Source organism: Novosphingobium sp. ERW19, from assembly GCF_012641315.1.
GTDB lineage: Bacteria > Pseudomonadota > Alphaproteobacteria > Sphingomonadales > Sphingomonadaceae > Novosphingobium.
In genome coordinates this window covers 206134-217776 of the sequence record NZ_JABAIC010000006.1, presented here as the reverse complement: position 1 = coordinate 217776, position 11643 = coordinate 206134, and the positions used below count along the sequence as shown (strand labels likewise).

The 11643-nt window shown below is 61.4% G+C and carries 11 protein-coding genes; 8 read left to right on the top strand and 3 right to left on the bottom strand.

From position 1 onward, the window contains the following. Positions 1-290: 290 nt before the first annotated feature. Positions 291-830, bottom strand: coding sequence for a cytochrome b (locus HGI46_RS13575; RefSeq protein ID WP_168904635.1), 540 nt, complete (start codon positions 828-830; stop codon positions 291-293). A gap of 201 nt (positions 831-1031) precedes the next feature. Here HGI46_RS13575 and HGI46_RS13570 point away from each other — a divergent pair, with 201 nt between their 5' ends. The 3 genes from HGI46_RS13570 (at position 1032) to HGI46_RS13560 (ending at position 3745) form a co-directional block, all read left to right on the top strand. Then, positions 1032-1235, top strand: a complete 204-nt coding sequence (locus tag HGI46_RS13570; RefSeq protein WP_168904634.1) for a hypothetical protein — start codon at positions 1032-1034, stop codon at positions 1233-1235. Between the two features lie 184 nt (positions 1236-1419). Beyond that, positions 1420-2841 carry an ATP-binding protein gene (locus HGI46_RS13565; RefSeq protein WP_346766734.1) on the top strand — a complete coding sequence of 474 codons (1422 nt, stop codon included), beginning with the start codon at positions 1420-1422 and terminating at the stop codon, positions 2839-2841. Continuing rightward, complete coding sequence (locus HGI46_RS13560) at positions 2828-3745, top strand: DNA-binding response regulator (protein WP_168904632.1); 918 nt, start codon at positions 2828-2830, stop codon at positions 3743-3745. Before HGI46_RS13565 ends, HGI46_RS13560 begins: the two co-directional genes overlap by 14 nt. Positions 3746-3840: 95 nt before the next feature. Here HGI46_RS13560 and HGI46_RS13555 read toward each other — a convergent pair whose 3' ends face one another. Beyond that, positions 3841-4155 carry a UrcA family protein gene (locus HGI46_RS13555; protein ID WP_168904631.1) on the bottom strand — a complete coding sequence of 105 codons (315 nt, stop codon included), beginning with the start codon at positions 4153-4155 and terminating at the stop codon, positions 3841-3843. Positions 4156-4608: 453 nt separating this feature from the next. Here HGI46_RS13555 and HGI46_RS13550 point away from each other — a divergent pair, with 453 nt between their 5' ends. The 4 genes from HGI46_RS13550 (at position 4609) to HGI46_RS13535 (ending at position 9804) form a co-directional block, all read left to right on the top strand. After that, on the top strand, positions 4609-5601 hold the full coding sequence (locus tag HGI46_RS13550) for an NADPH:quinone oxidoreductase family protein (protein WP_118074719.1): 993 nt from the start codon (positions 4609-4611) through the stop codon (positions 5599-5601). A 388-nt stretch (positions 5602-5989) separates the two neighbouring features. Next, positions 5990-7390, top strand: coding sequence for an aldehyde dehydrogenase (locus HGI46_RS13545; protein WP_168904630.1), 1401 nt, complete (start codon positions 5990-5992; stop codon positions 7388-7390). A 29-nt stretch (positions 7391-7419) separates the two neighbouring features. Beyond that, positions 7420-8274 (top strand): p-hydroxycinnamoyl CoA hydratase/lyase, encoded by an 855-nt coding sequence (locus HGI46_RS13540; protein WP_168904629.1) that lies wholly within the window; start codon positions 7420-7422, stop codon positions 8272-8274. A gap of 180 nt (positions 8275-8454) precedes the next feature. After that, positions 8455-9804, top strand: a complete 1350-nt coding sequence (locus HGI46_RS13535) for a M20/M25/M40 family metallo-hydrolase (RefSeq protein ID WP_240946762.1) — start codon at positions 8455-8457, stop codon at positions 9802-9804. Here the strand turns inward: HGI46_RS13535 and HGI46_RS13530 are convergent. Continuing rightward, entirely contained in the window at positions 9785-10399 is a 615-nt protein-coding gene (locus tag HGI46_RS13530; protein WP_168904627.1) for a TetR family transcriptional regulator C-terminal domain-containing protein, read from the bottom strand. The genes HGI46_RS13535 and HGI46_RS13530 overlap by 20 nt on opposite strands. A gap of 60 nt (positions 10400-10459) precedes the next feature. Between HGI46_RS13530 and HGI46_RS13525 the strand changes: the two genes are divergently transcribed. Further along, complete coding sequence (locus tag HGI46_RS13525) at positions 10460-11641, top strand: aromatic ring-hydroxylating dioxygenase subunit alpha (RefSeq protein ID WP_168904626.1); 1182 nt, start codon at positions 10460-10462, stop codon at positions 11639-11641. Positions 11642-11643: the final 2 nt, after the last annotated feature.

Genomic DNA, 11643 nt, shown 5'->3' with positions numbered 1-11643 from the left:
TCCCACCCTGATTGACGCCAGATGCGCGCTGCTGAGGACAGCGAGCGCCCGGCGTCTGTTGTACCGACCTGTCAGGACAGCGTGCCGCGCTCCACCTTGCCGCGGAGGATGACTGTCGCAGCGCCTTGCATCACACTCTCGAGCAGGACGGTAGGCGAGGCTTGGGCGCAAGGGCAAGCGTGGAGTGTGAGCCAAGTCAGTCATGGCAGAAATCCGTCGCCCCCCATGCACGTTTCGATGGGGCTAGTACGTGTTCTGCCTCGCTTTGTCGGTCAGAATACGTCTGCGCTTCAGAGCATGCGGCGCAAGACATTGTCCTTGATGACAAAATGATGATGAAGCGCCGCCGCAATATGCAGAATCACAAGGCCTGCCATCAGGAACCCAAGAACTTCGTGCCCTTCATGCGCAGCTTCGGCGAGGGCCGAACCCTTGGCAACCGGAAGCTTCGGCCAATCAAACAGGCCATAGATCGAAAGGGGATATTTGCCGGCCGAGGAAAAGATCCATCCGGTGAGCGGCACGACGATCATCAGGACGTAAAGTGCACCGTGCGTCAGGCGCGCCACGTTCTGTTGGAGCTTGCCCATCGTTGCGGGCCATGCCGGCATGGTCCAGGTAAAGCGCCAGCCGAGGCGGGCGAGCGACAGAAACAGAATCAGGATGCCGGTGGCCTTGTGTGCGGGGAAGGGCTGCCAGATATCTTCGATGGCCTCGCCCAAGATTCCGGTCAGGATATTGAACAGAACCAATGCTGCAATGCCGGCATGAAACAGGCGCGCAACTGCATTGTACCGGATGAAATCGTGCGTGCCAGATATCGTGGCCATGACCATTCCCCTCGACTTGAACTGGCTCCAGGATAGTGCGCAGATCTTCGCTCGTCACGTATCCGATTGTCGCAGGCTCTAACGCGTAGGGGCTTGTCAAAATATGACAGATGTCAAGTAATGGGATGCGGCAAATGACGTATGCCTGTTCGCCACTGCAAAAAATATGGTGTCGGCAGAAACCATAGTCCGTGAGGGAACATGCCAACGCCGCGTCTCACCCAAGTCGAGCCCGCTGTCGTCCACAAGATGGCGTCCGTCCTTAAGTGCCAGAAGCCGGAAGTGATCCAGAACCATTTCGGCATCGGGCTCAACACGTGGGTGAAGCTGCGCGAGGGCAAGGCCATCCGCCACTCCGTAGCGGTGCGCCTGTTGCAGCGCTTGCAGCGAGACCAGCTGATCTGACTGCACGGTTCGCCCTCCAAGGCGTCGCCTTACGGGGCTTGAGTTAAAGCTAGTTGCAGTGCACAATCGCCGCGTGCCTCAGACAACAACACAGGCACGCGGGGTCATTGAAATGCAAACTTCCCGGCGCGGCGGGAGCAGACAAGGGGCACAGGCGGGTCGACGGCCGCCCCGGCAGTCGCGAGTGGAAAAGCAGGATCAGGTGGCGGAGCTTCGTGCGCGCCTCGCCGCGGCGGAAGCTGCGAACGAGGCGAAAAGCCGGTTTCTTGCCAATGTCAGCCACGAAATCAGATCTCCACTCAATGCGATCTATGGCTATGCCCAGCTTGTGGAACGGGGCGCACAGGTCGATCCGTTGGCGGCTGCGCGTGTCATTCGCCGCAGCGCCGAACATCTGACAAACCTCGTCGAGGGCCTGCTCGATATTGCCTCGGTTGAACAGGGCGTGGTCCGGGTCGATAACGGCGTCATCCGGCTCGGAGCTCTGGTCGAGCAGGTAGCCGAGATGTTTGCGCCGCTGGCGGCGCATAAGGGGCTGTCGTTCGTCTGCAGCATACAGGGCCGGTTGCCCGAGTTCGTGCGGCTTGATGAACGGCGCGTGCGCCAGGCACTGATCAACCTGGTATCGAACGCGGTAAAGTTCACGCAGCGTGGGGAAATCCGGCTTGTGCTGCGATGGTCCGGCCAGATTGCCACGATCGAAGTTCACGACACCGGTCCCGGCATCGCGCTCGAGCGGCAGGAGCAGATCTTTGCACCTTACGAGCGCGCTGATGCTGCATCCGAGGCAGAGAGGACAGGGGCAGGCCTTGGTCTTGCCATAACGCGCGCTGTCGTGAGCATGCTGGGCGGCGACCTCAAGCTGGAAAGTGCGGTTGGCCGCGGCAGCTGCTTCTCGATCAAGCTTATGGCGCCGCAGGTTTCGGGCATGGTCGATCATGCGGCCGACAAGGTTCGCCCGACCGGCTACAGGGGGGACCGGCGCGCGATCCTGCTGGTCGACGATGACGCTGATCACCTTTGTGTCTTGCGGACCGTTCTTGCCGAGGCCGGCTTCGACGTTTCAGAGGCGGGCGATGGAGCCACGGCGCTGGCATTGGCTGATGCGCAAGCTTTCGACGCCGTGATATGCGATGTCAGCATGCCCGGCATGTCGGGCTGGGATGTCGCCGAACGTCTGCGCGCCAGCTGCGGGCGCGATCTCAAGATACTGATGTTGTCGGCCAATGCGTTCGAGCGCCACGGACTCTCCGGTCAGCAGGCCAGCCACGATGCGTTCCTGCTCAAGCCAGTGGATCTGGGGTCGCTTCTCGACGCATTGGGGCGCCATCTTCAGCTGGAATGGATCCTGCCCGAAGCGCGGGAGGGTGACACTGCCGCGCGTGACCGCGTCGAGGTTTCTGCCGCCACGCGTGAACACGTCGAGAAGTTGAAGGCGCTGGTCCAGATCGGCCACGTCAGGGCGCTCGAAGGAGAGATCAAGGCATTGGCAGCCGCTGATCCGGCTGCAGACAAGCTTGCCGTGCGCCTGTTCGATCATCTCGACCGCTTTGATCTCGCCGGGATCGGAAGGATACTGGAGGACCTGCCCGATGAGTGGCGATAACTTGCGTCGTGATACGGTTCTGGTCGTCGATGACGAGCCGGATTCGCTCCGCTTCCTGACCGACGCACTCGAAGGTGCGGGCATCACCGTGCTCGTCGCCATATCGGGTGCGGCCGCGCTGGACCTGCTGGAGCATGTCGTGCCGGACCTCATCCTGATGGATGCGGTGATGCCGGGTATCGACGGCTTTGCAGCAACCAGGCAGATCAAGGCACGCTCGCAACTTGCGCACGTGCCGGTGATGTTCATGACCGGGCTTACCGAAAGCGAGCACGTGATCGAAGGCTTCGAAGCTGGTGGCGTCGATTACCTCCGCAAACCGGTCAACGTGCATGAACTGCTGGCGCGGGTTCGGGTGCATCTAGGCAATGCGCGGGCAATGCAGGCGAGCGCTGCCGGCCTGGATGCAACCGGACGGCTGATGATGGCTGTCGATCCACAGGGCCGCTGTCTCTGGTGCACGCCGCTGGCTGAACGCGCGATCCTTCGAGCAAGTCCGGAATGGAGCCGGGAGAAGCGACAGCTGCCCGATGCGATCCGGCTGCCATTGCTTCGCGTGCTGGCGCGCAATGCCCCGGGGGCATCTGTGCGGATCGAGCAAGGGGAAAGCGCGCTCGAACTTGTGGTGATTGCACAGTACCGCGACAGCGAAGTGCTGATCCGGCTCAACGAGCTCAATCCCAAGGCCGACGTGGCGCAATTGCAGATCAAGCTGGGATTGACAGATCGCGAGGCCGAAGTGTTGCTCTGGATCAGCTACGGCAAGTCCAACGGGATGATCTCGGAGGTGCTCGCGATCAGCCCGCGCACGGTGCAGAAACACCTGGAACGCATCTACGAGAAGCTGGGTGTTGAAACGCGGGCTGCGGCGGCCGCAGTCGCGCTGAAGGTGCTCGGCACCTGAAGGCGATAACGCCGCCGGAAGGGGAAATGCTCCTCCAGGCGGCGTTGCGCTTCTGGCCAGGCTTCACGCCAACGCGAGGCTTGGCCCAAGATCGATCAGCGGCGCGCCATTTTCCCGCTGCGGGCAGCGAGGGCGAGTTCCTGCACCATCGGTTCGACGCTGGCGACTGCGGCGCGGCGGCACTGATAATCAGGCATCGGCGTCACGATCATGCGGTCAGCCGGATCGCAGGCTTCCGCAGCGGCATCGGCAATGCGGTTGCGAAGACGGCGCATGTCCGAAGGACGGGACAGGTCGAGACCATCGGCCGAGATGGCGATGTTGACGGTTTGGGGGGCAGGTGCGGCAAGAGCGATCTGCGGCGCAGACAGCAAGCCGACCGCCAGAGTGGCGGCGATAAGGGTCTTCATGAGCATTCTCCTGCGTACTGTCTTTTATGTGCGAGTGCCTTTGTGGCCCCGCTTATCATGGTGGACCGTGCGGTTTGCCCGGCTTGTTGATCCGTGCATAAAATAGGCCGAGGGCGCACGTCGGACAAGCCATATTCCCTGCAAAACCCTTGGATTTAAGGGGTTTTGGCTGTTGCCACGCAGCATCGATGCGGCGCGGAAAGGGCAGATTTCATGCATGCCATATCGGCCTAAGAAAGCTGACTTAGGACGATTGTTCAAAATTGTTGGCGGAAGTCAGCCATTTGCCGGAAGGGCTGGAGCAAGATTGCAAAAGGGACCTCCACCCGTGCGCGTCATGCCCTCTGCTTTGTGCGCCGCAGCAATGGCGCAAGAAATTTTTTTGATGATCGGTCAAGAAGTGGCTGTTGGAGTGCCTATCGGAATGCGTCACGCTCTGCCGGGGAGATGAAAATGACCAGAATGATGCGAGCGCTGCAGGTCCGGAATCTGAGTGCTGATCTGTCCGGTGTTGGCATTGTGGATGCAGCGATTCCGGAGCCGAAGCCGGACGAGGTTCTGATCCGGATCGAAGCCGCCGCGCTGGGTTTTCCCGATCTCCTGATGACCCGTGGGGAATATCAGGCAAAACCGGCCTTGCCATTCGTTCCGGGCATGGAGGCCGCGGGCATTGTGGTGCGTGCGCCAAGCGATGGACCTTGGCGTGAAGGCGACCGTGTGATTGCAGGGATGCTCACCGGCGGGGTCGCCCAATTCGGGTGTTTCCCTGAAGGGGCTCTCCTTAGGCTGCCTGAGCGACTCTCGATGGCCCAGGGCGCGGCCTTGCGGGCTGCTTATTTGACTGCCTGGGTGGCGCTGGTCTGTCGCGGAATGGCGCAGGCAGGCGAATGGTTGTTGGTGCACGGGGCCGCTGGCGGCGTGGGACTGGCTGCCGTCGATCTTGGAGTGGCTCTTGGCCTGAAGGTCATTGCCGTTGCCTCTACTCAGGAAAAGCGTGAGGCCATCAGCGACCTCTACAAACCCGCCCACGTGATCGACGGCAGTGCCGGTTTCCGCGAGCAGGTGCTGGCGATCACCGACGGCAAAGGAGCGGATCTTGTCTACGACCCCGTGGGAGGAGACGTTTTCGACGAATCGACTCGCTGTATTGCATTTGACGGTCGTCTGCTGGTCGTCGGCTTTGCAGGTGGGCGCATCCCGGAGGTTCGCGTGAACATGCCTCTGATCAAGGGGTTCTCGGTCGTCGGCGTGCGCGCCGGGGAGTATGGGCGCCGTTTCCCGGACCGGGGCAAGGAGAACGTCGCGCGCATCCTCGAATTGGCGGGGCAGGGCAGGATCCGCCCCCACTTGCACGCGACCTTCGCGCTTGATGACTGGAAGTGTGCGTTTGAGGCGATGGAGCAGCGCAGTGTCATCGGGCGCAGCGTGATCATGCCGCACACCTGAGACGGCCCTGAAGCGGCGAGCGCCTTCGATAGACAAAAAATGGGCCGCACCGTTGCCGGGGCGGCCCTGAAAAGTTTGGGAGAGGATGCCTGAAAGGCCCCTCCGAAATGGGGTAATTGCGCTTTGTGTGCAAGTGCGAAACCCACATGTCCGGTTGCATTTATTGCAATTAAGCAAGTGAGTGCGCGGGTCTGCTTCCAGGATGGCGCGGCGTCGAAAGCCAGAATTCCTGCGTATTTTTTCGATTGTCTCCCATCTGCGCATCCCGTCTGCCGAGCGGTAACGATGCATTCCCTGCACAAAAGGTCAGGTCCTCCACTTTGCAAATGACCTGTTGCGACGGCAATTATTGATTGCTATAACCCATAACAGAAATGGGAGAGAGCACATGCTGTTTGAGCGCATCAATCCAATGACTGGCGCGGTAGCTTCGACGGCCGAGGCCATGCAGGCGTCGGATATTCCTGCAATCGCCGCCCGTGCTGCGGCAGCATTTCCAGCTTGGGCGGCCATGGGGCCAAATGCCCGGCGCGCCGTGTTGATGAAGGCGGCTGCTGCGCTCGAAAGCCGTGCTGATGCCTTCGTCGAGGCCATGATGGGCGAGATCGGGGCAACCAGGGGCTGGGCGCTCTTCAACCTCGGGCTGGCCGCAAGCATGGTGCGGGAAGCTGCCGCGCTGACGACGCAGATATCGGGTGAGGTCATCCCTTCAGACAAGCCTGGTTGCGTGGCGATGGCTCTGCGCGAACCGGTCGGGGTGATCCTCGGCATTGCACCGTGGAATGCGCCGATCATTCTGGGCGTTCGGGCGATCGCCGTGCCACTCGCCTGCGGCAACGCCGTGATTCTCAAGGCATCGGAGCAGTGCCCGCGCACGCACGCCCTGATCATCGAAGCCTTTGCCGAGGCCGGCTTTCCTGAAGGCGTGGTCAATGTCGTCACCAATGCGCCTAAGGATGCTGCCGAGGTCGTTGGCGCACTGATCGACGCGCCGCAGGTAAAGCGTATCAATTTTACCGGCTCGACTGCCGTGGGCAGGATCATCGCGGTGCGGGCTGCACAACATCTCAAGCCCTGCCTGCTGGAGCTGGGCGGAAAGGCGCCGCTGATCGTTCTTGAGGACGCAGACCTTGACGAGGCGGTCAAGGCGGCTGCGTTCGGCGCGTTCATGAACCAGGGGCAGATCTGCATGTCGACCGAACGCATCATCGTGGTCGATGCCGTCGCCGATGCTTTTGCGGAGAAGTTCAAGGCGAAGGTAGCTGCCATGCCGGTAGGCGATCCGCGCGAGGGGACGACGCCGCTGGGTGCGGTGGTGGACGCAAAGACAGTCGCGCACTGCAAGAGCCTGATCGAAGATGCCCTTGCCAAGGGAGCGCAGCTGCTGACCGGGGGCGAGACCACGCACAACGTGTTGATGCCGGCGCATGTCGTCGCGGGCGTGACCCAGGACATGAAGCTGTTCCGCGACGAAAGCTTCGGTCCGGTCGTCGGCGTTATCCGAGCGCGCGACGAAGCCCATGCCATCGAACTGGCAAACGACACCGAGTATGGGTTGTCGGCCGCAGTCTTCACCCGCGACACGGCACGCGGACTGCGCGTGGCGCGCCAGATCAAGTCTGGCATCTGTCATGTGAACGGCCCCACTGTGCATGACGAGGCGCAGATGCCCTTCGGCGGCGTCGGGGCGTCTGGATACGGGCGCTTCGGCGGCAAAGCCGGCATCGACAGTTTCACCGAGCTGCGCTGGATCACGATGGAAACCCAGCCCGGCCATTATCCCATCTGAATTTGCACGATTGCCCTAGAGGAAAGACCATGACCGAACAGCAGAAGATCGAGCGCGCGGAAGAAGATACCGTCGCTTTCACCGTGGAAGACGGCATTGCCTGGGTGAAATTCAACCGCCCGGAAAAGCGCAACTGCATGAGCCCCAAGCTTAACCGCCGGATGAAGGCGGTGCTTGAGGAACTCGAATTCCGCGACGATGTGAAGGTTCTGGTGCTGACCGGCGAGGGTGACGCCTGGACCGCAGGAATGGATCTCAAGGAATACTTCCGCGAGACCGAGGCTCAGGGGCTTGGAGCGGTGCGCAAGTCACAGCGCGAGAGCTATGGCTGGTTCGAGCGTCTGCGCTGGTACGAGAAGCCGACCATCGCGATGATCAACGGCTGGTGCTTTGGCGGAGGTTACGGACCTCTGTTTGGCTGCGACATAGCGATCGCATCTGAAGATGCCCAGTTCGGTCTTTCCGAGATCAACTGGGGTATTCTGCCCGGTGGCGGAGCATCCAAGGTCGCCCAGGAACTGATGCCGTTCCGCAAGGCCATGTACCACGCCATGATGGGTGAGAATCTTACCGGCAAGCAGGCCGAAGATCAGGGCCTTGTCACCGAAGCCGTCCCGGCTGACAAGTTGAAGGCGCGCGTTCTGGAAATTTGCGAAGCGCTCAAGAAGAAGGACACGCATGCTCTGCGTGCAACCAAGTGGACGATGCGCCGCATGGTCGACATGACCTACGACAACGGTCTGGAGTACCAGATCCGTGCGCAGGAAGCGCTGCACAGCTTTGGCGGCGCCGCTGCTCGCAAGGAAGCCACGCGCCAGTTCCTGGATGAAAAGAGCTTCAAGCCCGGACTCGGCACGTTCGACACGAGCAAGGTCAAGGCCTGATCATCATCTAGACGGGCTTCGAAAGGCCCCGGACGCAATCGCGTCCGGGGCCTTTCTGATTTGATATGCCCAGTAAAAGCGGTTGCCTGTCGCTTCGTCAGAAGTCAGCTTGGCTGCAAAGGAGTCTTGTCCATGGTCGCTAAGTTCCGAGTTGTCCTTGCCGCTTCCCTCGTGTGCTCAATGCCTGCCACCGCGAAGGAGGCCGCCTATTCAAAGGCCGAGGCGCAGGTGCTTGACCTGTCGCAGAAGGCCATTGCCATTCGCTCGGTCAGGGGTGAGGGCAACAGGACCATTGATGTTGCCAGGCTCTTCGGTGACGCGCTGGTGGCGGGCGGCTGGAGCGCCTCGGACATCGAGATCACGCCGGTGGACGATACCGCCTACATCATCGCGACGTGGAAGGGCAGCAATCCGGCGCTCAAGCCGCTGGTGATCTCGGGCCACATGGACGTGGTTGAGGCCAAGCGCGAGGATTGGGAGCGCGATCCGTTCGTGCCGGTAGTGGAAGATGGTATCCTTTATGGTCGTGGCGCGAGCGACATGAAGTTCGACGGGGCGCTGGCTCTTTCGACGCTGATCGAGCTGCGCCGACAGGGCTTCAAGCCCAAGCGTACCATCGTCATCGAGTTTTCCGGTGACGAGGAAACGACGATGAAGACCAGCGCGATCATTGCCGAAAGGCTGAAGAACGCCGAATTGGTCATCAATGTCGATGGCGGTGGTGGCTTGCTTGACGAGGCGACTGCCAAGCCGCTGTTCTGGACGTGGCAGGGCGCGGAGAAGACCTATGCCGACTATCGGCTGGAGGTGACCAATCCCGGCGGGCACAGTTCCGCGCCCCGCCCTGACAATGCGATCGTGCAACTCTCGCAAGCATTGGTGAAAGTGGGTGCCTACAAGTTCAAGGCCGAGCAGAACGAAATCACCAAGGCCGCATTCGAGAAAGCAGCGCCGTTTACCGAAAAGCCGGAAGTGGCTGCGGCCATGCGCGCTTTCGCGGCCAATCCCGCCGATGAGAATGCGCTGGCTACCCTGCGCGCCGATCCTGCCATGGTCGGTCTGGTCGGCACGACTTGTGTTCCGACGATGCTTGGTGGTGGACACGCAGAGAACGCCCTGCCGCAGCGGGCCTTTGCCAACATCAACTGTCGCATTTTCCCCGGCCACTCCAAGGAGGAGATCATGGCGGAACTGGGCAAGGTCATTGACGATCCGGTGGTCAAGATCACCGACGTCACGGTCGGTTCGGTGGCTTCGTCGGCATCGCCGCTGCGGCCCGATCTGATGGCTGCCGTAACGAAGGCGATGGCCAAGGCTTATCCCGGCGTGCCGCTCGTTCCCTCGCAATCATCAGGGGCATCGGATTCGATGTGGTTCCGCGCGGTCGGCGTGCCCAGTTACGGCCTCAGCCCGACGTTCTCGAAGGATTCGGAGTCGTTCGCTCACGGCCTCAATGAGCGGACCCGCCTTTCCAACATCCGGCCGGGGATTACCTACTACCTGAGCCTAATCACCGACCTGACGAAGTGATCGAAGCGAGGAAGCCGCGGGCGATGTCCCGCGCTTCTTCGGGGGTGAAGCATCCGGGCGACAGGCACAGTTCGAGCCAGAGCCCGTCCACCAGCGCCGTAACCGCGATGGCATGCCGACGGCGTGCCGAGACCGGCACGCCGCAATCTCCAAGCAGGGCTTCGAGCCGGGCGCGGTAAAGGGCGTATTGCTCGTCATGTTGACGAGCAATGTCCTTGCGTGCCGTGACAAGGCTCCAGAACGCGATCCACGTGGCCAGCAGCGCCGTGTCTGCAATCGGCGGCGCAAAGGATGCCGTGACGAAAGCTTCCAGCCTGTCCTGAGGGGCGGGACCAGCAGCGGCGACTGCCAGGTCGAGCGCTTCGGCAACACGGCGATCGATATGATCGTAAGTCGCTGCAACAAGCGCATCGACACCGCCGAAGTAGTGACCCACCAGGCCGACCGAGGCACCTGCTTCCTGCGCAATGGCGCGTACACTGGCTCCGGCTGCCCCGCTACGGGCAAGCACGCGGGCGCAGGCTTCGATCAGGCTCAGTCGCCGGACGTCAGGTTCTGCACGGCGGAATGCGGGGGATGCTGATGCTTCGCTCATCTCTTGAACATTCTGCCCGTTGTTGTACGATTGTTCAATAAGCTATCTGGATTCGGGCATATGGGCGATCTATCTGGCGCATTCCGCCATATCTCATCGGACGAGGTCGATCCCGACGCGGACTGGAGCCTGCCGGGCTGGCTCTATACCAATCCGGAATACTTTTCCGTCGAGATGGAGCGGGTGATCCGGCCTTCGTGGCAGATCGTCTGCCACGAAAGCGACATTGCGGATGCCGGGGATTACCGGACGCTGGATTACCTGAATGAAAGTGTGATCGCGATCCGTGGCGACGATGGCACGATCCGCGCTTTCGCCAACGTCTGCCGCCATCGCGCCATGCGTCTTGTCGAAGGTCCGGCAGGTTGCGCGAAGAAGCTGGTCTGCCCCTACCACGCCTGGACATTCGAGCCTGACGGACGTCTATCGGGCGTGCCGATGAAGTCGGACTATCCCGCGCTCAAGCTTGAAGACAACGGCCTCGTGCCGGTTGCGGTCGAGATCTGGCGCGGCTTCGTGTTCGTGCGCCTTGTGGACGGAGGCTTCCCCAGTGTCGCCGAAATGATGGCGCCGTTCGAGGAGGAAGTTGCGCCCTATCGCTTTGAGGACATGCGCCGTATCGGCGACGTGCGCCTGCGCGAGCGGCAGGTGAACTGGAAGAATGTCGGCGACAACTATTCCGACAATCTGCACATCCCGGTAGCGCACGACGGCCTCACGCGAATTTTCGGCAAGTCCTACGAGATCTCAGACCACGGCTGGGCCGACCGGATGAAGGGCGACCTTGTTGACAAGCCCTCGGCGAATTTCTGGGAACGGTTCTATCAGACGCATTTGCCGGAGGTGCCGCATCTTCCGCAGCAATCGCAGCGCCGGTGGCTGTATTACAAGCTCTGGCCGAACATGGCGTTCGATATCTATGCGGATCAGATCGACTTCATGCAGTGGCTGCCGCTGACGCCGACGACTTCGTTGCTGCGCGAGATGTGCTTTGCGCTACCGGACGAACGCCGCGAGATGAAGCTGGTGCGATATGCCAACTGGCGGATCAATCGGGTGGTCAACGCGGAAGACACCTGGCTGATCGAACGGATCCAGCAAGGCATGGCGTCGAATTCCTACGGCGCCGGACCAATCGGCAAAAGCGAAGTGTGCCTGCGCAGCTTCGCCCGCAAGATCCGCGCGATCACGCCCGAGGCACGGCTGCACAAAGCGCCGCCGGCCGGCTGGTCGAAGCAGTAATC